The organism is Glaciecola sp. G7-5, assembly GCF_055808975.1.
This window is the reverse complement of the sequence record NZ_CM147892.1, coordinates 2,360,402-2,382,751: the sequence shown is the minus strand read 5'-3', so window position 1 is coordinate 2,382,751 and position 22,350 is coordinate 2,360,402. Positions and strand designations below refer to the sequence as shown.

Annotated in this window: 18 protein-coding genes and 1 pseudogene; 17 read left to right on the top strand and 2 right to left on the bottom strand. The window is 42.3% G+C overall.

The genetic code is table 11. The features are described from left to right. Positions 1–3: 3 nt before the first annotated feature. On the bottom strand, positions 4–807 hold the full coding sequence (locus tag AC0L6H_RS10470; protein ID WP_473394224.1) for an ATP-binding cassette domain-containing protein: 804 nt from the start codon (positions 805–807) through the stop codon (positions 4–6). 392 nt (positions 808–1,199) lie between these two features. On the opposite strand from AC0L6H_RS10470, the gene AC0L6H_RS10465 reads away from it, so the two are divergent. The 12 genes and pseudogenes from AC0L6H_RS10465 (at position 1,200) to mgtE (ending at position 11,024) form a co-directional block, all read left to right on the top strand. After that, positions 1,200–2,156, top strand: a complete 957-nt coding sequence (locus tag AC0L6H_RS10465) for a calcium/sodium antiporter (RefSeq protein WP_473394222.1) — start codon at positions 1,200–1,202, stop codon at positions 2,154–2,156. 101 nt (positions 2,157–2,257) lie between these two features. After that, positions 2,258–3,219 (top strand): annotated as a pseudogene (locus AC0L6H_RS10460) (KpsF/GutQ family sugar-phosphate isomerase). Positions 3,220–3,275: 56 nt separating this feature from the next. Beyond that, entirely contained in the window at positions 3,276–3,824 is a 549-nt protein-coding gene (gene kdsC / locus AC0L6H_RS10455; protein ID WP_473394508.1) for a 3-deoxy-manno-octulosonate-8-phosphatase KdsC, read from the top strand. After that, a complete protein-coding gene (gene lptC, locus AC0L6H_RS10450) occupies positions 3,821–4,381 on the top strand; it encodes an LPS export ABC transporter periplasmic protein LptC (RefSeq protein WP_473394221.1) in 561 nt (186 codons plus the stop codon). The genes kdsC and lptC overlap by 4 nt, the downstream gene beginning before the upstream one ends. Further along, positions 4,350–5,036 (top strand): lipopolysaccharide transport periplasmic protein LptA, encoded by a 687-nt coding sequence (gene lptA / locus AC0L6H_RS10445; protein WP_473394220.1) that lies wholly within the window; start codon positions 4,350–4,352, stop codon positions 5,034–5,036. The genes lptC and lptA overlap by 32 nt, the downstream gene beginning before the upstream one ends. Further along, positions 5,033–5,761 (top strand): LPS export ABC transporter ATP-binding protein, encoded by a 729-nt coding sequence (gene lptB, locus AC0L6H_RS10440; RefSeq protein ID WP_473394219.1) that lies wholly within the window; start codon positions 5,033–5,035, stop codon positions 5,759–5,761. Before lptA ends, lptB begins: the two co-directional genes overlap by 4 nt. A 156-nt stretch (positions 5,762–5,917) precedes the next feature. Beyond that, positions 5,918–7,453, top strand: a complete 1,536-nt coding sequence (locus AC0L6H_RS10435; RefSeq protein ID WP_473394218.1) for an RNA polymerase factor sigma-54 — start codon at positions 5,918–5,920, stop codon at positions 7,451–7,453. 25 nt (positions 7,454–7,478) lie between these two features. After that, a complete protein-coding gene (hpf, locus tag AC0L6H_RS10430; RefSeq protein ID WP_473394217.1) occupies positions 7,479–7,766 on the top strand; it encodes a ribosome hibernation promoting factor in 288 nt (95 codons plus the stop codon). Positions 7,767–7,773: 7 nt separating this feature from the next. After that, positions 7,774–8,217: a PTS IIA-like nitrogen regulatory protein PtsN gene (gene ptsN, locus AC0L6H_RS10425; RefSeq protein WP_473394216.1), complete on the top strand. Its 444-nt coding sequence runs from the start codon at positions 7,774–7,776 to the stop codon at positions 8,215–8,217. A gap of 62 nt (positions 8,218–8,279) precedes the next feature. Further along, entirely contained in the window at positions 8,280–9,203 is a 924-nt protein-coding gene (rapZ, locus tag AC0L6H_RS10420) for an RNase adapter RapZ (RefSeq protein WP_473394214.1), read from the top strand. Positions 9,204–9,226: 23 nt separating this feature from the next. Then, positions 9,227–9,499: an HPr family phosphocarrier protein gene (locus tag AC0L6H_RS10415; protein WP_473394213.1), complete on the top strand. Its 273-nt coding sequence runs from the start codon at positions 9,227–9,229 to the stop codon at positions 9,497–9,499. A 166-nt stretch (positions 9,500–9,665) separates the two neighbouring features. Beyond that, on the top strand, positions 9,666–11,024 hold the full coding sequence (gene mgtE, locus AC0L6H_RS10410; RefSeq protein ID WP_473394211.1) for a magnesium transporter: 1,359 nt from the start codon (positions 9,666–9,668) through the stop codon (positions 11,022–11,024). 23 nt (positions 11,025–11,047) lie between these two features. Here mgtE and arcB read toward each other — a convergent pair whose 3' ends face one another. Continuing rightward, the gene (gene arcB / locus AC0L6H_RS10405) at positions 11,048–13,420 is read right to left on the bottom strand and encodes an aerobic respiration two-component sensor histidine kinase ArcB (RefSeq protein WP_473394210.1); all 2,373 of its coding nucleotides are present in this window, start codon (positions 13,418–13,420) and stop codon (positions 11,048–11,050) included. Positions 13,421–14,019: 599 nt separating this feature from the next. Here arcB and gltB point away from each other — a divergent pair. From gltB to AC0L6H_RS10380, 5 genes are all read left to right on the top strand, one after another. Further along, the gene (gene gltB / locus AC0L6H_RS10400) at positions 14,020–18,486 is read left to right on the top strand and encodes a glutamate synthase large subunit (RefSeq protein ID WP_473394209.1); all 4,467 of its coding nucleotides are present in this window, start codon (positions 14,020–14,022) and stop codon (positions 18,484–18,486) included. 31 nt (positions 18,487–18,517) lie between these two features. Then, positions 18,518–19,933 carry an FAD-dependent oxidoreductase gene (locus AC0L6H_RS10395; protein ID WP_473394207.1) on the top strand — a complete coding sequence of 472 codons (1,416 nt, stop codon included), beginning with the start codon at positions 18,518–18,520 and terminating at the stop codon, positions 19,931–19,933. A gap of 37 nt (positions 19,934–19,970) precedes the next feature. Next, a complete protein-coding gene (locus AC0L6H_RS10390; protein ID WP_473394206.1) occupies positions 19,971–20,867 on the top strand; it encodes a hypothetical protein in 897 nt (298 codons plus the stop codon). A 208-nt stretch (positions 20,868–21,075) separates the two neighbouring features. Continuing rightward, on the top strand, positions 21,076–21,621 hold the full coding sequence (locus AC0L6H_RS10385) for a hypothetical protein (protein ID WP_473394205.1): 546 nt from the start codon (positions 21,076–21,078) through the stop codon (positions 21,619–21,621). A 120-nt stretch (positions 21,622–21,741) separates the two neighbouring features. Further along, on the top strand, positions 21,742–22,338 hold the full coding sequence (locus AC0L6H_RS10380) for a DUF2726 domain-containing protein (protein ID WP_473394203.1): 597 nt from the start codon (positions 21,742–21,744) through the stop codon (positions 22,336–22,338). Positions 22,339–22,350 lie beyond the last annotated feature (12 nt).

The window sequence follows — 22,350 nt, the reverse complement described above, 5'->3', positions numbered from 1 at the left end:
AACTCACGCCTTTCCTCCAAGCAGTTCTTCTTCAATCGAGTCAGCTGGGTAATGAAAAGGAACGGGACCATCAGCATTGCCTTGCAAAAACTGCTGTACTAAAGGTGAGTCTGAATTTTTAATCTCGTCAGGGGTTCCAGAGCCAATAATCGTTTTGTTTGCCAGAATATATGCATAATCAGCGATTTCTAAGACTTCATTTACATCATGTGTCACCACGATTGAGGTTAGGTCCAACGCTTTGTTTAAGGCTTTGATTAACGTCACTAGTACACCCATCGAAATAGGATCTTGGCCAGCAAAAGGCTCATCGTACATAATTAATTCTGGGTCTAAAGCAATGGCTCTTGCTAAAGCAGCGCGCCTTGCCATACCACCAGATAGTTCAGATGGCATTAAATTTGCTGCACCGCGCAGACCTACCGCTTCTAATTTAAGCTTGACTATAGTGGCGATGATCGATGCATCAAGCTGGGTATGCTCACGCAATGGAAAGGCAACGTTATCAAACACCGACATATTGGTGAATAAAGCGCCACTTTGAAACAGCATGCTCATTTTTCGACGCATTTCATATAAACGGTTTCTTGATACTCCATGAACGTCATCGCCCTGAAAAATAACCTGACCTTTTGATGGTCTAAGCTGGCCGCCTATAATTTTGAGCAACGTCGTTTTACCAATACCACTGGGCCCCATAATAGCGGTGATACCGCCGCGCTTTACCGACAACGAAATATCTTTATATATCTCGCGTTCGCCTCGGTAAAATTGCATGTCAGTGATTGAAACTATATTTTCAGACATCCGTTGATTTTTAAAACTCCAATGCTATTTGTAATTTGGTTTACGCTTTACAACAAGGCCATGATCATTAAGAAAAGTTCATCTAAACGCGCTTAACTTATCGAATAAATTTTTACGCCCTTGTTTTCTCTTTTTTATACGCCATTGTATGAAGGCGTATATAGGATGAAAAGAGACTAAAATTCATACACATTTTGTAGTGCTCTACACTAGACACCTCTATGTTGGTATAGTTTAGCCCTTTTCAAGCCTTTTGGCGTGAGAAATACGTAACAAAACGTACATTTTATTCGTATAAGCTATTTATTTTTGATTTTGTGTGATTTTCTATCTCGAAATCGCTACACTTTGTCATAGAATAAAGCCTTTCCACCAAAAAGAAGAATTCGGTAGTGATAGTTAATTTAGCGATATTTGTTGTTGGTTTAATAGTGTTAAGTTGGAGTGCTGACCGTTTTGTCTATGGCGCCTCAGCGCTTGCGAAAAATATAGGTGTAGCGCCTATGATGATCGGTCTGACCATTGTCGCTATGGGCTCTTCTGCACCAGAGATAGTCGTGGCCGCAACGGCCTCTTTTGCAGGCAGTACAGACACCGCAGTTGGTAATGCAATAGGCTCAAACATTACAAATATCGCACTGGTGCTTGGCATTACAGCGCTAATAAAGCCCTTAATAGTCTCGTCTACGACGCTAAAACGTGAATTGCCCGTTATGTTAGTGATTACGCTGATAGGCGTATATTTTCTTGCTGATAGCGATTTATCGAGAATTGAAGGCATCGTTTTAATCACCCTTTTTGTGCTAGTGATTGCAGGTATGGCGCTGTTGTCTTTTAAAGTAGAGAAGAACGACCCCTTAATAAAAGAGACGGACTCAGAAATCCCGCGTAACGTAGCAACAAGTACCGCAATATTTTGGGTCTGCGTGGGTTTGGTTGTTCTGCCGCTTAGTGCGCATTTCTTGGTTGAATCGGCGGTCTATATTGCTAAGTACTTTGGTATTAGTGATTTAGTGATTGGCTTAACAATTATTGCAATAGGGACTAGTTTACCTGAGTTAGCAGCCAGTGTTGCGGGCGTCATGAAAGGTGAAGATGATCTTGCATTAGGCAATATCATCGGTTCAAACATTTTTAATTTGCTTGCAGTTTTAGCTATGCCGGGTCTGATTGCACCAGGGGCGATTGACGCCAGTGCAGCAAATCGAGACACCTTGGTCATGCTCGGTTTATCTATACTATTGTTTGTGTTCTGCTTTAATCTAAAAGGAACAAGACAAATTAATCGCATAGAAGCGGTTATTTTCCTTGGGATTTTTGTGGGCTATCAGTACTTTTTATTTGCCTAGTTACGACCTAGGCCTTGTGCTTATCAATCAAGATTTGGCACTGGTATAAGTACACTTTAGGTGCATCATTTTTACAATATTTTCAGGTTATTTTCGACTATATGACTTATTTAGAATCCGCAAATAGAACGTTTAACAACCAAATAGAAGCACTTGGGGCCTTGCAATCGCAACTCGATGAAAGTTTTACTCAAGCTTGTGATTTACTGATGCGATGCACAGGTAAAGTCGTTGTATCAGGTATGGGTAAGTCTGGTCACATTGGTAATAAAATGGCCGCCACCTTTGCTAGTACAGGAACGCCTTCGTTCTTCATGCATCCGGGTGAAGCAAATCATGGTGATTTTGGCATGCTTAGTCCAAATGATGTCGTAATAGCGATATCAAACTCTGGCGAAACGCATGAATTGATAGGCCTTTTACCGTCCATTAAACGAATTCAAGTTCCTATAATTGCAATTACCAATAAGCAAGACAGTAGCCTTGCCAAATATGCCGATGTGGTATTGCAACTGGGCGTGAAAAAAGAAGCCTGTTCATTGGGCTTAGCACCCACCACGAGCACTACGGCAACATTGGTATTAGGCGATGCATTGGCCATAGCATTACTAGAAGCCAAAGGTTTTACCGCCGAAGATTTCGCCTTTTCTCATCCTGGCGGCGCCTTAGGCAAACGCTTATTACTGACCGTCGCTGACATTATGGTAAGTGGTAAAGATATTCCCTTAACACCATCGTCTGCCAATGTAAAAGAAGCGTTACTGGACATTTCATCGAAAGGTCTTGGGGTTACTGCTGTGGTAGACGACAGCAATCAGGTAATAGGTATTTTCAGTGATGGAGATCTTCGCAGAGCACTCGACAAACGTGTCGACATTCATCAAACCCCAATCTGCGAAGTGATGACCGTGGGGGAGTAAGCACTACCGAAAACGCCCTAGCCATAGACGCATTGAATCTAATGCAAAGTAAAAAAATAAACGCCTTGTTTGTTTTGAATGAAAAGAAACAAGCGATAGGCGCACTGACCACATACATGTTACTAAAAGCAGGAGTCGTGTAGATATGCACAACGACACACAAAATCAAGCATTGTCGAGCGAAGAGAATAATGAAGCGATGATTGACACACTTTACCAACCCGTTTCATCAGAATTTTTCGAAAAATGTAAAAAGATAAAACTCGTCGTTTTTGATGTAGACGGCGTTTTTAGTGATGGCCAAATTTATTTAGGTAATAACAACGAAGAATTAAAAGCCTTTAATACGAAAGACGGCTACGGCGTCAAAGCCCTTGCGAGATGCGGTGTAATGGTGGGCGTAATTACCGGTCGTAAGTCTGCAATTGTTGAGCAACGTATGCGAGCGCTCAACGTGCGCCACTTGTTACAGGGGCGTGAAGACAAACACAAAGCCTTAGCTGAATTAATGCGTATAACAGGATACCAAAGTCATCAAATAGCCAGCGTTGGTGATGATATGCCTGATATGGAAATGTTTCCTTTTAGCAGTATCAAAGTAGCAACGCTTGACGCCCATCCACTTATTAAAATGAAAGCTAATTACATTACCACCTTAGGTGGTGGTAAAGGTGCGGTAAGAGAGGTGTGTGACTTATTCTTACAGGCAAAAGGTAAGCTTGAGATAGTTCACGGTGCCAGTATATGAATCGTATAACATGGAGTATCGCTATTATTTTTACGGCGGTACTCATTCTTTATTTACCAATGTTATTTGAAGATGAAGAACAACAAATAGCCAACGACCGTGATATTGAATTAATTCCAAATTATCAAGCTGTTAACCTAAATAGTAAGTTGTATGATAAAGAAGGTAGGCTGAGCCATCAAGTGGCTGCCGATAAAATGGAGCATTACGATGCCTTAGGTTTTGCAGTATTTCATAATCCTGTCTACACCCTCTATTTAGATGATGGGCAGCCGTGGCAAGTGACTGCTGGTGAAGGCACATTATATACGAACAATAGAATTCAACTTGAAAAAAACGTCAAGATTGTGAATTTGCGATCGCAAGAGTATATTAAGGAAATAAGCACCGAGTACATTGAAATCAACTTACAAGACAAAACCCTAAGTTCAGACCAAAAAGTAACCATTAGTGGCCTCAATTATGAGGTTAACAGCATTGGCATCTTTGGTAATTTAACGACCCAACAATACGAGTTTAAACAACATGTACAGACCCAATTTAACCCCGTTCTTTAATCTACGCCTTGCAAAAGGCGGCGATGCCAAAGCTAATAACGGCGGTCAAAGCAATTACGCAGTTAAGCTGAATAAGTCTGTACGTAGGAAGGGCTTATATGCCAGCATCTTGGCTAGCTTGTTGGTTGTCAACCTTGGGAGTAAAGTCATCGCGGCGCAATCAACACCGCCCTCAAGTGAGCAAAGCACCATTGCGACCGATTTTTTATTGCCGGTCACCGCAAAATCCAAAAATCAATCTGTCGATGGTAAAACTAAAACTTCAATTTTCATCGATAATGTAATAATACGCCAAGGTAGTCTTGAAATCTTAGCCGATAAGGTTGTTGCAGATGCGACCGCAGGTAAAGGCAAAGAGGTCATCACTGCAACGGGGAATCCTGCTAGTTATAAACAGAAGCTTGAAGATGGCTCGGTGGTCACAGCCAGTGCAAATGAAATAAAATATGAAGTAGAAATACAAACGATTTCTTTAAAAGGCAATGCTGCAATTAACCAAAACGATATTAAGGTTAATGGTGACTCTATCGCTTTTAACATGGCCAAAGAACAAATTATTGCCTCAACTGATGCCAATAGTGAAATCCCAGTAACGACCGTATTGAGTCCAGGTGCCTTCGTTTCAGATAAAAAAGACGATGAGGACAAACCGTGAGCAGTACATTATCCGCTAAACATTTAGCCAAGTCCTATAAGTCACGTCAAGTAGTACGAGATGTGAGTATTGAAGTATCGACCGGGCAAATAGTGGGTTTATTAGGACCAAACGGCGCAGGCAAAACCACTACCTTTTATATGATTGTGGGTTTAGTTCCCTTAGATAAGGGCGATATCTTTATAGACCAAACCAATTTAAGTTTTCAGCCGATGCATGAGCGAGCGCGTCAGGGTATTGGATACTTGCCACAAGAAGCTTCTATATTCAGAAAGCTGAGCGTGTATGAGAACTTAATGGCAATTTTACAAACGCGCAAAGAGATTTCAAAAGAACAACGCGAACGCATTGCAGATGAACTGCTTGATGATTTTAATATTAATCATATTCGCAATAGTCTAGGCATGAGCCTGTCGGGTGGTGAACGCAGAAGAGTTGAAATTGCTCGCGCATTAGCCGCTGATCCTAAATTTATTTTACTAGATGAACCATTCGCTGGTGTCGATCCTATATCGGTGAATGACATAAAGAAGATTATTTATCAGTTGAAAGAGCGCGGCATTGGCGTACTCATTACCGACCACAACGTTAAAGAAACCCTCGATGTTTGTGAAATAGCCTATATTGTTAGCCATGGGGAACTTATTGCCTCGGGCAGTGCACAAGAAGTACTTTCGAACCAGACGGTGAGAGATGTTTATTTAGGTGAACAATTTTCTTTGTAATGACTCGCTAAAGCGCTATCATGTAGAAAAGTGAGTGCTTAGTCGTTGATAGCTTCAGCATTATGTCAAAATAGACAGGAACCGATGTTTCCTACAATTGGAGAAATTAGAGCCCCTTATGCAAAAACACCGCATTAATAAAGTAGAAGGTCAGTAATGAAACCTTCGTTGCAGCTCAAGTTTAGTCAACAACTTACCATGACTCCTCAATTGCAACAGGCAATCAAGTTGTTGCAGCTTTCTACTCTGGATTTACAACAAGAGATTCAAGAAGCCCTTGAATCCAATCCATTATTAGAGACTGCAGAGCATGATGTAGAAAGCAATAGTGCGTCATCGGATGACAATCAAACCCTTGATTCTCGCACTGATAAAGAACAGTTGTCAGTGAGTGCCGAAGCGACAAACAACAACGATACAGCAATGGCCAACGGCGACACTGAAGTGCCAGATACTATGGATTCGCATGATGCGCTTGAGAATAGAGAACTGCCCGATGACTTGCCATTAGATAGCTCTTGGGAAGAGTATTTAGGGTCGACTTCAGCGCCAACGCGCATGACCGGTATTAATCCTGATGATGACTACGTTTTTCAAGGAGAAACAACCGAATCTATTCAAGACCACCTTATGTGGCAAGTAGAACTCACCCACTTTAGTGATAATGACAAATCTATCGCAATTGCAATTATTGATTCTATCGATGAATCAGGTTACTTGACCGTTAGTAGTGAAGAAATTCTCGAGAGTTTAGATAATGAAGACATAGAACTCGACGAAGTCGAATGTGTATTGAAACGCATTCAACGATTTGATCCGGTGGGCTCAGGCGCGCGTTCGGTAAAAGAGTGTCTACTCGTACAACTTCAACAATTTAACGAAGATACACCTTGGTTGGCGCAAGCTCGCAGTATTATTGATGAACATTCAGATTTAATTAGTAGCAAAGATTATCGTACCTTAATGCGCAAGACTCGCCTCAAAGAAGACCAACTTCGGGAAGTAATGCGTTTATTAAAAACCTTAAATCCTCGTCCTGGCAGCTCAATATCGTCACGAGAACCAGAATATATTGTGCCCGACGTAAATGTCTATAAGAAAAAAGGCGTGTGGACGGTTGAACTCAATAACGAAGCTCTACCTGCGCTGACGGTAAACGAAACCTATGCTAAATTGTCAAAAACGACTAAAAATCCGAACGATTCTCAATATATTAAGTCTCATTTACAAGAAGCAAAATGGTTTATAAAAAGCTTAGAGAGCAGAAATGAAACCTTACTTAAAGTGTCGCATTGTATTGTTGCCAAACAACGCGAATTTTTTGAGCAAGGGCCAGAAAAAATGCAACCAATGGTGTTGAATGATGTAGCCGAAATGGTCGATATGCACGAATCTACAATTTCGCGTGTAACAACCCAAAAATACATGCATACTCCCAGAGGTATTTATGAGCTTAAGTATTTCTTTTCGTCACATGTAGCAACGGAGTCAGGTGAAAATTGTTCTTCCACCGCTATCAGAGCCTTTATTAAGAAGCTCGTGGCTGACGAACCTGCGCATAAGCCATTAAGCGATAGCAAGATTGCGCAATTGCTTTCGGACCAGGGTATTAAGGTAGCTAGACGAACAATTGCAAAATACCGGGAATCGTTACATATTCCCCCTTCGAATCAACGAAAAAGCCTCGTTTGAGGCCAAGCATTAGAGGACGAGCATTATGCAAATAAACCTAACCGGTCATCATATCGACATAACAGAATCACTTCGCAATTATGTTGATACCAAATTTGAAAAACTCGAAAGGCATTTCGACCACATTAACAATGTTCATGTTATTCTCAACGTCGAAAAGCTCACTCAAAAAGCAGAAGCGACGCTTCACTTAAGTGGCGGCGAAGTATTTGCGAATGCCGAACACACAGATATGTATGCGGCCATCGACGGCCTCATTGATAAGCTTGACCGTCAGGTCATTAAACACAAAGAAAAACAGAAACGTCACTAAGTAGAATATGATAATAAATGACATCATTTCACTCGACCGAACTCAATGTTCGGTCGAATGTCATAGCAAAAAACGAATTTTCGAAGTCATCTCCGAGATTGCGGTCCAACAATCCCCTGAATTAGACCAAGTGGAAGTATTAAGCAGTTTACTGGCCCGCGAAAAAATGGGCAGTACTGGTATAGGGCATGGCATTGCTATCCCCCATGGCAAAATTAAAGACTTAAGCAATATGATTGCGGTGATAGTCACTAGTAGTCAGCCCATTGAGTTTGACGCTATTGACAGCAAACCTGTAGATATCTTCTTTGCCATATTAGTCCCTGAGGAACAAACCGATCAACACCTTCAAGCATTATCTGGTATTGCACGCAAACTGAGTAATAAGGACACCGTCAAGGCTATACGTAAAGCCACAAACAAAAATGAAATCGTCGCCGCGTTAGCCTAAACCTTTTCATGAACATAAGCGCAATAAAAACAAACGCATATGTAACTCTTATAAGGTGATAAATGAAACTTCTGATTATTAGCGGTCGCTCAGGTTCGGGTAAATCAATCGCTTTGCGGTCACTAGAAGATCTTGGCTACTACTGTGTAGACAATATTCCAGTTTCACTTCTACCCACACTTACGCACACCTTGGTGGATCAACATGAACTTGTTGCCGTGAGTATTGATGTGCGCAATATGCCTGAAACTGAAAATGAAATTAGCGAACTACTTAATTACCTGCCTGAATTTTGGGAAATTACCATTATTTTTCTTGATGCAAGTGACGATGTACTCGTCAAACGCTATAGTGAAACGCGGCGCCTACATCCCTTGTTCAAACGCAGTAACTCACTGGTAGATGCGATCAACGAAGAGCGCGAAATCTTAGTGCCCGTCGCAGAAAAAGCGGATTTACATATAAATACCGACAAGCTATCGGTACATGATTTAGCTGAACTTATTCGCGAGCGCGTTTTAGGTAAGAAAAGCTCTGATTTAGTCATTGTCTTTGAGTCATTTGGTTTTAAATACGGCATCCCCAAAGACGCAGATTATGTGTTTGATGTAAGATTTCTACCTAATCCACATTGGGATCCTGACCTACGACCATTATGTGGACTTGATGGCCCCGTTGAGTTGTTTTTATCAAGCCAACCATTGGTAATGAAGTTAATTTGGCAAATTCAAAATTTAATAACAACGTGGTTACCCCACTTAGAGCGCAATAATCGCTCTTATGTCACCATTGCGATTGGCTGCACAGGAGGCCAACATCGTTCGGTTTACGTAGCGCAGTCTTTAGCAGAGGCATTTAAAAGTAGCCACGGTGATGTGCAAGTTAAACACCGTGAAATTGGCTTATCAAAACCTTTAGAAATGGCAAACGCTGAAGAAACGCCTGACGCACAAAGTAACATCAATAGCGAAGCCGGCAGCGAGTAAACTAGGGAAAACGGAGCTAAAAAATGAGGCTAGTAAAGACACTTACCATTGTTAATAAACTAGGCTTACATGCAAGGGCTGCGACGAAGTTAGTGCAGTTAGCCAATAGCTATGAATGCGAAATAGTGCTTGAACAAGACTCACAACAAGCCCCCGCAAATAGCGTACTTGCCTTATTGATGTTAGAAAGCAGCCAAGGCAAACAAGTGACGTTAATTTGCGACGGTGCTGATGCACAAGTCGCTATGCAGAATATTGAAAACCTCATCGCGAATAAATTTGATGAAGGCGAATAAATAGCATCTTTCCAGTCAATTCATCCCACAATGTTCTGACAAATGCTATACTTGCGCCACATCATAGCGCACTGCAACATTCTTATTTACAAACACAACAAAAGCATTTATAAGACACAGTAATATTGCTGTAGCGCAAATTAACACTCTTATATAGACCGACTCAATGTCTGACACAATCGAAACAACGCACACACAAGCTAGGTTAGAAAAGATTTCAGCGTCACTAGCTGCTGGTGCATTTGTGCGTGTTCGAAAACTATTACATGACATTCCTGCTGGTGATGCAGCCCTACTGCTTGAATCATCACCCACCAAAACGCGTGATATTCTGTGGCAAATGCTTGATGCGGACTTTCATGGTGATGTATTAGAAGAATTATCTGAGGACGTACGTAACGGTATTATTAGTAAAATGATGCCCTCAAGCGTTGTCGATGCGCTAGAAGACATGGATACTGATGACTTGGCAGAAACGCTAAGTTCTTTGCCAGAGAACGTGCTCAATAGCATTTTAACGTCGATGGACACTCAAGATAGGCAGCGAGCTGAAAAAGCGCTCTCTTATGGAGAAGATACCGCCGGCTTCATTATGAATACCGACACTATCACGCTACGCCATGAAGTTACTGTTGATGTAGTGATACGTTATTTGCGTTTAAAAGCTGAGCTACCTGAAAATACCGACACCCTGTATGTCGTGAATAGGCAGGACGTGCTAATTGGAACGGTGTCACTTTCTCGCTTGTTAACCTCAAGTCCAAATGTCAGTGTCGAAGATATTATGGACGACGAACCAGAAGCACTTACCGTAAATATGGAAGAACGCGCCGTGGCAAGTATGTTCGAGCGCTACGATTGGTTGTCAGCGCCGGTCGTAGATGAAGACGGAAAGTTAGTCGGACGAATAACGATTGATGATGTCGTTGATATCATTCGTGAAGACGCAGAGCACTCAATGATGAGTATGGCTGGTCTTGACGATGAAGAAGATACCTTTGCTCCTGTCGGCCAGTCTACCAAGCGCCGCTCTATTTGGCTTGGTGTGAACCTAGTCACGGCTTTACTCGCGGCAGCAGTGAGCGATATGTTTGAAGCCACACTTAGTCAATTAGCTGTTTTGGCGATTCTTAACACCATAGTGCCGAGTATGGGCGGAGTCGCAGGTAATCAAACACTAACCCTAGTCATTCGCGGTATGGCTTTGGGTCATGTAACTAGCGCCAACGCATTATGGTTAGTGAGAAAAGAACTCGCGATTGGTTTTCTAAACGGTATTATCTGGGCTTTTTTGATAGCGTCTGTGATTGCCCTGTGGAAACAAGACTACATGCTTGGCTTAGTAATCGCCTTCGCCATGTTGATGAACATGATTGCTGCAGGCTTAGCCGGTGCTACCTTACCTATCGTCATGAAGAAAATGAAAATAGACCCAGCCCTTGCCGGTAGCGTTATATTAACCACCATCACAGACGTGGTCGGTATATTTGCCTTTTTGGGCACCGCAACATTGTTTCTTATGTAAGGTTTGCAAAGCGCCCCGTCAACTCAATCGTCGTATTGATGTTGTTTAAGCCACTCATGCAAATAAGGCACATCTTTGCTTATTGCCATTTGCAGTTGTTCTACCCACTCGTGAACATTCTCCCACCAAGCGGGGTGATCCCCTTGTTGAATCATATTCGCGGTGATTTGCACTCGGCTTAAGCCCACAGAACTAGCAGCACCTTTTATTTTATGCGCTTGCGAACACACTTCGTCTTTATCATCGGCGGCCAGCGATACATTCAATATCTCCATGTATTCTGGTATTTTGTCTTCAAAGACCGCTAAACTCGCTTCTACCATGCCCTCACCAATGGTTTCAATTAACATGATAAGCAAGTCAAGATCGAGGACTTTTTGTGACTCTTGTTCTATCACGACTTTTTTACTCCCTTTTTGATCAGTGTTTCGAGGTGGGGGCAGATCGTTGCGTAGATCAGTAGCGAACAACTCATTGAATACTTGGATAATGCGACTCTTTTTAACGGGTTTTGCGATAACATCGTCCATTCCGTTTTGTAAGTACTCTTCTCTTGTCTTAATCACATTGGCAGTTAAGGCAACAATGGGAGTACGCAGCACTAAGTCCTCTTCTAACAATGTGCGAGCAACATCAAAACCGCTCATATCAGGTAACTGAATATCTAATAAAATGAGGTCATAGGTGGTTTCTTTAACCATATCAATCGCTTCTTGCCCGGTCATTGCTACGGCAACGTGTTGGCCTAGTTTCTCTAGCAAGGCCTTGGCGACCATTACATTCAGTTCAATATCTTCAACTAAAAGAATGTTTAAGCCAGTTACTCTCAGCTCTTCTACATCTGGACTTTGATGGCTGACAGTCACAGGCAGTTTAATTTCAAAGCACGTGCCTTGATTAAGCTCTGAATTGACACGAATGCTACCATTCATTTTATCTACCATCTGCTTACATATAGCTAAGCCTATACCCGTACCTGTCGCAGATTGAAAGTCATCACGTTGAACTTGATAATACATGGCAAATATTTTGTCGAGTTGGTCTTTTTCAATGCCAATACCCGTATCTTGAATCGTAAATGTGATATCAGCTTGCGTCTCGCTGTGTATTGTTGCCGACATAGTCAACGATACGGAGCCTTTCGGAGTAAATTTGACAGCGTTGAAAAGCATATTCCAGAGTACTTGGCGCAAGCGCGTGCCATCCGCTTCAAAGGCAACAGGGACAGGGTCTACAATTTTCCAATTAAATGCTAAGCCCTTGTCTGCAGCCAGCAACTTAATAATACTCGCTAACTCATTGACAAAATTGACTGTACTGACCGTTTTATATTGCATTTCTACTTTGTCGCGGTCGAGTTTATCGAGGTCAATTATATCATTGAAAATATTCCCCAACGTGATTGCGCTGGCGTATATAGTGCTCACCCATTCAAATTGTTCGGCGTTTAGCTTAGTGTCTCGCATCATTCTCGACAAACCGACAATACCATTGAGTGGCGTTCTCAGTTCGTGCGATATGGTTGCTATAAACTTTGTCTTATCTTTACTCGCTTGCTCTACTGCCAACTGCGACTGCTTACGCTCAGTCATATCGCGACCAAAGGCTAATAAACCAAGCCTTTTACCGTCATGATCAAAGAAAGGTACCTTGCGCATTTCAAAATAGCGACGCCGACCGTCCGCAAAACGCAGCCATAATTCTTCAGTAATAGGCGCGTTTGTTTCTAATACTTCTTGATCCGAAGCAGCTACTTGTCTGGCTAACTCTTCATCATATACTTGATGCGGTGTTAAGCCCATTAGTTCTTCTTGAGTTTTACCCACAAGCGCTTCGGCGACTTTATTGCAGCCTTCAAAGCGCCCTTCTTCATTTCGGTAATAAATCAAATCAGGAGAAGCATCAATAATGGAACGCGTTAACGTAGATAGTCTGCGCGCTTCTAATTCTTGCTCAGACTTTTGTTTTATTTCTTGCTCTAATTTTGAAAACATCGCTTCGCGTTCAAGTTGAGCATGCTTACGTTGTTCGATTTCGTAATTCAATTGACGAATATTGTTTTGCAGTTCACGGTTAAGTATCACATCGTGACGACGCAGCCGCTCAAGTTGATTGACCGCTTCTTCTAAATTGATACGAGAATGTTCTAATTGTTTAATTAATTTGCCAAAGAAGAACAACAGACATGGTGCACCGATTAAGGTTAAAACAATTGCACTTAATAAATCATGAGTACGAATATCGCTGCCAAGCGCTAAGCGCACCACAAAGGAGCCTGAAATGGTAAAGCACAAAGTAAACAGGACAAATAAAACACTGACTTTAAACGTGCCTAATTTATTCACATACTGAGCGACGTTAATTGCCCATGAGTCACTTGGAGTTTTATTTAACATAGTTTTTTTGGTGCCTAAGCAAGCAAACCGCGTTTAAGCGATATAAAAGAAAGTTTGGGCCTTGCATGCTATCAAGAATTTGGAGTGACGAATAGTCGAATAAGGCAGAAACCTAGGCTAAATTTGTTGCAAAACAATGTCAGTGCAAGTTTACGCATTAAAAAACTATAATTATGCGATAAACCCCTGTTTTATTGCATTCGTATTAAGATAAAAGTTGCTGTTTCAACTATTTTTAACACTTTATTTACCTCAAGCGTCAAAAAACATACTTTGCCTGTTTTATAGACTAAAAATATATCCACATATAAAACAAAGACTTAATTGATTTCAAATTGACGAGTATCAATATTCTAATGCAAGATAATTGATTTCTGGCGCGTAAGTATGTAACTTCAACATCCCGCTTAGTGGAATGAATAAAAATTCGATACGCAACCGTATCCTCAAAACAGCTAACGACGTCGAACAAATACAATAATAATAGTCGACAAATACATTAGCATAGTGGCAATGGCTACATGCTAGATGACTAGGTCCTTATTTCATAGGAAAGCACAACGAGCGCCGCTTTTATAAACGGCGCGAAGGAGTAATGTATGGGTTTATATCATTCATCAGATTCGAAAGACAACTGTGGATTTGGTTTAATAGCGCACACTGAAGGCGAGTCGAGCCATCAGTTAGTGGCTACTGCGATTGAAGGTTTGGACCGCATGCAGCACAGAGGCGGTGTTGCCTCTGATGGCAAAACCGGTGACGGCTGTGGATTGCTATTGCAAAAGCCTGATACTTTTTTCAAAAAAGTAGCTTTAGAGGAAGGCTGGGTGTTAAACAAAAACTATGCGGTTGGTATGGTTTTTTTATCACAAGACCCGATCAAAGCCGAAGCTTCGCGTAAAGTATTAAATGAAGAATTACAAAAAGAGATGTTGAATGTACTAGGTTGGCGTGAAGTGCCCGTTGACCATAGTGTACTTGGCGACTTAGCTAAAACTGGTGTACCGCAAATTGAACAAGTATTTGTAAACGCGCCTAGTGGTTGGTTGGCCCCTGATTTAGAACGGCGTTTATATATCGCTCGACGCCGCGCAGAAAAACGCGTTGCGCTAGAGGATAGTGATTTTTACATCGCCTGTTTGTCGACTTTTGTAACCATCTACAAAGGGCTAGTAATGCCCAAAGACTTGCCCAAATTCTATTTGGATTTGGCGAACGCTGAGCTGACCTCTTCTATATGTGTGTTTCATCAACGCTTTTCTACAAACACCTTACCCAAGTGGCCACTAGCACAGCCTTTTAGATATTTAGCGCACAACGGTGAAATAAACACAATTAAAGGTAACCGTGATTGGGCTATTGCCAGAACAAGCAAATTTGCAACACCGCTTATTCCTGATCTTATGCAAGCAGCACCCTTTGTTAACGTAGAAGGCTCAGATAGTAGCTCGCTAGATAATATGCTTGAGCTATTCTTAGCAGGCGGCATGGATATCTTCCGCGCCATGCGTTTGTTAGTGCCACCGGCATATCAGAACAACAAAACCATGGACAAAGACCTGCGGGCATTTTACGAATTTAACTCGATGCATATGGAGCCATGGGACGGACCTGCTGGGATTGTATTGACCAATGGTCGCCATGTTGCGTGTAACCTTGACCGCAATGGCCTAAGACCTGCACGTTATGTCATTACGAAAAACGGCTTTATTACCCTAGCTTCAGAAATTGGCATTTGGGATTACAAAGAACAAGATGTTATCGAAAAAGGGCGTGTTGGCCCCGGTGAAATGCTAGCAGTAGATACTCACACAGGTAAAATCTGGCGTTCAAACGAAATCGACCAAGAATTAAAATCTCAACATCCATATGCACAATGGCTAGAGTCGCATATAGAAAGGCTCAAGCCGCTTGAAGAATGTGATGCTAGCTTAATTGGTAAGCGCGCTTATGATGACCATGAGATGGCCACCCTACATAAACTCTTTAATTATAGTTATGAAGAAATCAACCAAGTGATTAAGGTCCTTGCAAAAGACGGCCAAGAAGCGGTTGGTTCAATGGGCGATGACACGCCTATGGCGGTTATGTCGTCAAAACAGCGCACACTTTTTGATTACTTTAGACAACAATTTGCACAAGTTACCAACCCGCCAATCGATTCTTTACGCGAAAACCATGTAATGTCACTGGCAACCTGTATTGGACGTGAGCAAAACGTATTTAACGAAACCAGTGGTTATGCGCACCGCGTATTATTTGAATCACCCGTTTTAGTCTACACTGACTTAAAACAACTGCGCGATTTTGATGATAAGTATTATCACAATGAAAAAATCAATATTAATTATAATGTTGAAGAGGGTTTAGAAAACGCGATAAAACGCGTTTGTGACGAAGTGGTTGATGCCGTTAAAAATAGAAATGCAGCGTTTGTCATCTTGTCTGACCGTAAAATATCTAAAGATACCTTACCCATCCCATCTGCGATGGCTGTAGGCGCGGTGCAGAAACGCTTAGTACACGACCAACTGCGTTGTGATGCGAACATCGTGGTAGAAACCGGTTCGGTTAGAGACCCTCATCACTTTGCTGTATTGATTGGCTTGGGTGCAACCGCTATTTATCCTTATTTAGCTTACGAAACCATCGAGCAAATGGTCCAGAAGAACGACATCGATATGAGCCCGCTTGATGCGGTTAAAAATTATCGCAAAGGTATAAACAAGGGCTTATTCAAAATTATGTCTAAGATGGGCATAAGCACCATCGCTAGTTACCGTAGTTCAAAACTGTTTGAAGCGGTTGGCATCAACAAAGATGTAATTGATTTATGTTTTGCAGGCGTACCTAGCCGTATTCAAGGCGCAAGCTTTGAAGACTTCGAACAAGACTTGATTAATGTATCAAGACTTGCTTGGTTAGCGCGTAAAAACCTCTCTCATGGCGGATTGCTTAAATTTGTCCATGGGGGTGAATACCATGCTTATAACCCCGATGTAGTAAGTTCGCTACAAAAGGCCGTTATGAGCGGCGAATATAGCGATTATCAAGTCTTTTCAGGTTTAGTAAATAACCGCAACCCGAGTCATTTACGTGACCTAATGGGGATTAAAGCGGGTAGCGCCATCAACATTGAAGAAGTTGAACCAAGTGAGAACCTATTCCCGCGTTTCGACACCGCGGCAATGTCAATTGGTGCGTTAAGTCCTGAAGCCCATGAGGCACTAGCCATCGCGATGAATCGCTTAGGTGGGCAATCTAATTCAGGTGAAGGTGGTGAAGACGTTAAACGTTTTAATACCGAGAAAAACTCTAAAATTAAACAAGTTGCATCGGGTCGCTTTGGGGTTACACCGCATTACTTAATGAATGCAAACGTTATTCAAATTAAAGTTGCTCAGGGTGCAAAACCCGGTGAAGGCGGTCAGTTACCCGGCGACAAAGTAAACAAGTATATTGCCGAACTGCGTTTCTCTGTGCCTGGCGTTACGCTCATTTCGCCTCCACCGCATCATGATATTTATTCAATTGAAGATTTGGCCCAGCTTATTTTTGACTTAAAACAAGTTAATCCAAGCGCACTAATATCAGTTAAATTAGTATCAGAGCCAGGTGTAGGCACCATTGCAACCGGCGTGGCGAAAGCCTACGCTGATTTGATTACAATCTCTGGTTACGACGGCGGCACGGGTGCAAGTCCGTTAACCTCGGTCAAATATGCAGGTAGCCCTTTTGAACTTGGTCTAGCCGAAACGCAACAAGCTTTAGTAGAAAACGGCTTGCGTCACAAAGTACGCGTGCAAACCGATGGTGGTCTTAAAACCGGGCTCGATGTTGTAAAAGCCGGTATGTTAGGCGCTGAAAGCTTTGGTTTTGGCACTGGCCCTATGGTCGCACTTGGCTGTAAGTATCTACGTATTTGTCATTTAAATAACTGTGCGACAGGCGTAGCAACACAAGATAGTAAATTACGTGACAACTACTTTATTGGCTTGCCAGAAATGGTAATGAACTACTTTAAGTTTGTTGCTCAAGAAGTACGTGAAATAATGGCAAGCATTGGCATACGCCAGTTCCAAGATTTGGTAGGTCGTACCGATTTACTTGAATTACTTGATGGCATTACGGCTAAGCAGAATAAGCTTGATTTATCGCCGCTGCTTGAGAAACCCTTAGCGGGGACTCACACGCAACTATTCTGTTCTGAGATCACTAATGAACCTATCGATAAAGGCTTATTAAATCAAAGAATGGTGACAGATTGTGAAGGCGCTGTGGTTGCGAAAAAATCCAAATCATTGTCTTATAATGTACGCAATACTGACCGTTCTGTGGGCGCGACCTTAAGTGGTCTGATAGCTCAACGTTACGGTAACAGTGGCGTGGATGACAGCCCAATTAAAATCACCCTGACCGGCACAGTCGGGCAGAGCTTTGGTGTGTGGAATGCGGGTGGGCTTGAAATGACCTTAATTGGCGATGCTAACGATTACGTAGGTAAAGGCATGGCAGGTGGTCGCTTAGTGATTCGTCCACAAAGAAAGGTCACGTTTGACACTCACGCTAGTGCCATAATGGGGAATACCTGTTTATATGGTGCAACCGGCGGCAAACTCTACGCAGCAGGAAGAGCTGGTGAACGCTTTGCGGTAAGAAACTCAGGCGCCATTGCGGTGATTGAAGGTGCAGGCGACAATGCATGTGAGTATATGACTGGCGGAATAGTTGCAATATTAGGAAGTGTAGGCGTTAACTTTGGCGCTGGTATGACGGGTGGTTTCGCGTACTTATACGACGAATTTGGTGATATCGAAAGACGAGTAAACCACGACTTAGTAGAAGTAATGTCGATAAATGACAAAGTCATTTTGTCGGAGCATTTACGTGGTTTAATTAACTCACACTATGAATCTACTGGCAGTTTACATTCACTGAATCTACTAACGAATTTTGCTGATGAACTAGCAAACTTCCACTTAGTTAAACCAAAAACCAGTGATGTTAAGAATTTATTAGGCCATATAAGTCGCTCAAGCGCAGAATTGCGTGTGCAGGCTCAATAAGATGCACAAGAGATTAGGAGAGAAATAGTATATGGCAAAGAACGTATATCAATTTGTAGATGTGGAACGTATTGATCCACCGAAAAAGCCCATCATCATGCGCACAGAAGAGTTTGGTGAAATATATCATCCAATGACCTCTTCACAAGCGGCAGGTCAAGCTGATCGCTGCTTAGATTGCGGTAACCCCTATTGTGAATGGAAATGCCCAGTGCACAATTTCATTCCGCAATGGTTAGATTTGGCCAATGAAGGTAAAATCATTGAGGCGGCAGAGCTGTCACACAAAACCAATAGCTTGCCTGAAGTTTGTGGACGCGTTTGTCCTCAAGATAGACTTTGTGAAGGTGCATGTACGCTAAACGATGACTTTGGTGCAGTGACAATTGGTAGTATTGAGAAATATATTACCGACACCGCATTTAAAATGGGTTGGCGCCCAGATATGTCACAAGTTACATGGACAGACAAAAAAGTCGCCATTATTGGTGCCGGTCCTGCCGGCCTAGCCTGTGCTGACGTACTTGTTAGAAACGGTGTTAAACCTGTCGTGTTTGACAAATACGAAGAGATTGGTGGCTTACTCACCTTTGGTATTCCATCATTTAAATTGGAAAAAGACGTTATTACTTTGCGTCGCCAAATATTTACCGAAATGGGTATAGAGTTTAAACTAAATACTGAAGTCGGCACCGACGTAAGCTTTCAAAGCCTGCTAGACGAATACGAAACTGTGTTTTTAGGTATGGGGACATACAAGGCAATGCAAGGCGGTTTCGCTAACGAAAGCGCGCCTGGTGTTTATGAAGCCCTGCCCTTCTTAATTGCAACGGCAAACCGCGTAATGGGTCTAGAAAAAGCGGCTGCTGATTATATCGACATGAAAGCGAAAAAAGTCGTTGTTCTAGGCGGCGGCGACACCACCATGGATTGCGTTCGTACCTCTATTCGCCAAGGCGCAAGCTCGGTTACCTGTGCTTATCGTCGTGATGAAGAGAGCATGCCCGGTTCGCGTCGTGAAGTAGTCAATGCAAGAGAGGAAGGCGTAAACTTTGAGTTTAACGTACTACCTATCGATATCGCAGTGGATGAAAATGGCAACACTATTGGCGTGAGAATGGTTCGCACTGAAATGGGCGCACCTGATACAGCAGGCAGACGCAGTCCTGTTGAGATCCCAGGCTCAGCATTTATCATGGAAGCAGACGCTGTAATTATCGCCTTCGGCTTTCAGCCTAGTCCGGCACCTTGGTTTGGTGAGTTCGGTATTATGCTTGATGAAAAAGGCCGCGTACGCGCGCCATCACAAGGTAAGTTCCCTTTCCAAACCAGCAATCCTAAGGTATTCTCAGGTGGTGATATGGTCAGAGGTTCTGATTTAGTGGTGACAGCGATAGATGAAGGTAGACGAGCAGCTGAAGGTATTTTAGATTATTTAGAAATATAGCGAAGCTACAAAACAGACAGAAAAAGGTGACAAGATTATGCAAATACGACTAAATTTATTTAGCTTTGCTTTATCGAGTTACCTTTTTTGTTGCGCCAATGCCTTTAGCCATAGTAGTACATGGTTATTGGTAGATGACTTTGAAAGAAGTAAGGATGAAGCACCGTCAACGAGCCCTACCCCATTAAGTGAATGGATTGTTGCTGACGTACAAAATGATACCGAGCCTTTTGTAAAAGATCCGCAAATCGCGCTAATCGTGCGTGAAGCCGCTTCAACAAATCACTATTATTTAAAAAAGCCCGCTGACGAAGGTATAATCGGGAATAGAAAAGCGCTTTCCTACAAGCAACTCCCACAGGCCATTAAGCTTGGTGATATTTACACGGTGTTTACGCGGATAAACGTACAGTCATTCCCAAACAATCATTCTTTTGGCCTTAGTAATATGACCATTGCAGATATAAATAAATATAGTTACGACGCCTTCGAACCTATGCTCAGAGTTACCGATAAAACAGAATCAAATGGTGATAAGAACAGCGGCGCACTAATGGTTATCAGCGGCCACTCAAGTAAAGGAAAGGCGCAGTATAGTAATGTTATCAATCAAAATACCACAACCAGCGCCCAAGCGCTTGTGCCAGACCAGTGGTATAACATATGGTTTGTTGTGAACAACAATAAACTCAGTGAAGGTGGTCAAACATACGATGTGTATGTTCGCGGAGGTGAATTCACAACACAACAAAAAGTATATAGTGGCGCGCGCTTTAGAATGGCTCGAGAAAAAGACTTAGGGTTTTTTATCAGCATCGCTAACACTGGGCCAACTAAACAGCCCTATGGCAATGGTGGCCTTAGGTACGATGATATATACATGGCAAAAGGTAAGGTTCTCGAACTACCGCCCTTAGAGCAAGTCAATCCCTAGCGATTAATACGAAGCCGGTATATTAAACAATACCACGCACCCTACATACACACCTTAGCAAGCCTACTGCTGCTTGCATGAAAAGTCCTTGGAAACTATTCTTGATTCAGACTAACGAGGTCTGAAATATTGCCGATAAGCTAATAGCAGCCACATTCAACAGTAAACAGTGCGTTGTGACTTATTTATCAATTCACTGGAGGCGAGTATGTATTCTTTATCTGCGGTTAACAAAGTGTTGGGCGCTACTTTATTCATAAGCTTAATTTCTGCGTGTGCAGTTCCTGTCGAATTGCGAGTTAACGAGCAAGAAGCAAATGTAAGTGAAGAAGTCACTGTCGCTGATGAGATACAGCTTGAGGCTATAGATAATACCGAAGCCACTGTTGAAGAAACAGAAGCAGCTAGTCTTGAAGTAACAGAAGCAGCTAGTCTTGAAATAACTGAACCTGAAGTCGTTGCGCTTGAAACACACACTTGCCCACAACAGTTTTATCAGGTGCAGTTACCAAGTGACGGCAAACTTTGTCAGGTCTTTGCCGCAGAGTTGCCTGCATCAATGATTTTTTTCGTGCCTAAGTCACCCAGTGAAGTTATTCGCTTTTACTCCCAAGATCCAGAGGCTTTTGCTATTACAAAGCAGGTGAAAGACCGCTATATGCTGCAAACGAGTGATAAAAACACGACACTTATTATTTCAAGTGACGGAAAAGGAACGCAAGTCGACATTCTTGTAAAAACATCAAATTCTTAGTCTTATCATAAACTTAAGCGAAAAACTTACAAGCGCCAACTGAAAAGCAAGCTTATTGGCACAAGCCTTGCTAAAACTTCACCATAGAATCTAGTCAGTATTTTTTGAAGTGGAGTTTGTATGGAAATCGCAATCATATTAATGGCCTTGTTAATTTGTATCTCAGTTGTCGCAATCAAATACAGCAACGATCAAATTGAGTATCCCTTCGCCGTCAAGCGTCAATTATTTACCGCTGCTGAGCGCCAGTTTTTAAGCCTTATCGAAAATGCGGTGGCAGGTGAGTTCAGAGTCATCTCAAGAGTCCGCCTTTCTGACCTCCTGAGTCTGCGCAAAGATACTAGCGACAAGATAGCGAAAAGTGCATTGCAAAGAGCCGGTTCCAAGCAAGTTGATTTCGTATTGTGCGACAAAACTGACATGACGCCGATTATGGTGATTGACTTAGTCTATGGTACTGGACCAAACGGCCACAACACCCAAAAAGATTTTTTTGTAAATGGCGCACTCGAAACAGCTTCTATCCCACATGTCCGCATAAAAGCGAAAGCTGGCTATACCGTGATAGAAATTAAAGAGTGTATTGAAGCTAAACTAGTTTCATTGCGCAGACGCCAAGGTAAACTTCCTTTTGGTGCACATGAAAAACCAAGCTTAATAAAAGCTCATCAACGTCCAACTAGACCATTAAACACCTCTCGTAATGTGGCAGCTTAAGGCGTAATCGAA

Excerpts from the sequence above, each read along its gene's own strand:
- AC0L6H_RS10470 (WP_473394224.1), bottom strand. The coding sequence starts at position 807 with ATGTCTGAAAATATAGTTTCAATCACTGACATGCAATTTTACCGAGGC.
- kdsC (WP_473394508.1), top strand. The coding sequence starts at position 3,276 with ATGATTGACACACTTTACCAACCCGTTTCATCAGAATTTTTCGAAAAA.
- lptC (WP_473394221.1), top strand. The coding sequence starts at position 3,821 with ATGAATCGTATAACATGGAGTATCGCTATTATTTTTACGGCGGTACTC.
- lptA (WP_473394220.1), top strand. The coding sequence starts at position 4,350 with ATGTACAGACCCAATTTAACCCCGTTCTTTAATCTACGCCTTGCAAAA.
- AC0L6H_RS10435 (WP_473394218.1), top strand. The coding sequence starts at position 5,918 with ATGAAACCTTCGTTGCAGCTCAAGTTTAGTCAACAACTTACCATGACT.
- hpf (WP_473394217.1), top strand. The coding sequence starts at position 7,479 with ATGCAAATAAACCTAACCGGTCATCATATCGACATAACAGAATCACTT.
- ptsN (WP_473394216.1), top strand. The coding sequence starts at position 7,774 with ATGATAATAAATGACATCATTTCACTCGACCGAACTCAATGTTCGGTC.
- rapZ (WP_473394214.1), top strand. The coding sequence starts at position 8,280 with ATGAAACTTCTGATTATTAGCGGTCGCTCAGGTTCGGGTAAATCAATC.
- AC0L6H_RS10415 (WP_473394213.1), top strand. The coding sequence starts at position 9,227 with ATGAGGCTAGTAAAGACACTTACCATTGTTAATAAACTAGGCTTACAT.
- mgtE (WP_473394211.1), top strand. The coding sequence starts at position 9,666 with ATGTCTGACACAATCGAAACAACGCACACACAAGCTAGGTTAGAAAAG.
- arcB (WP_473394210.1), bottom strand. The coding sequence starts at position 13,420 with ATGTTAAATAAAACTCCAAGTGACTCATGGGCAATTAACGTCGCTCAG.
- gltB (WP_473394209.1), top strand. The coding sequence starts at position 14,020 with ATGGGTTTATATCATTCATCAGATTCGAAAGACAACTGTGGATTTGGT.
- AC0L6H_RS10395 (WP_473394207.1), top strand. The coding sequence starts at position 18,518 with ATGGCAAAGAACGTATATCAATTTGTAGATGTGGAACGTATTGATCCA.
- AC0L6H_RS10390 (WP_473394206.1), top strand. The coding sequence starts at position 19,971 with ATGCAAATACGACTAAATTTATTTAGCTTTGCTTTATCGAGTTACCTT.
- AC0L6H_RS10385 (WP_473394205.1), top strand. The coding sequence starts at position 21,076 with ATGTATTCTTTATCTGCGGTTAACAAAGTGTTGGGCGCTACTTTATTC.
- AC0L6H_RS10380 (WP_473394203.1), top strand. The coding sequence starts at position 21,742 with ATGGAAATCGCAATCATATTAATGGCCTTGTTAATTTGTATCTCAGTT.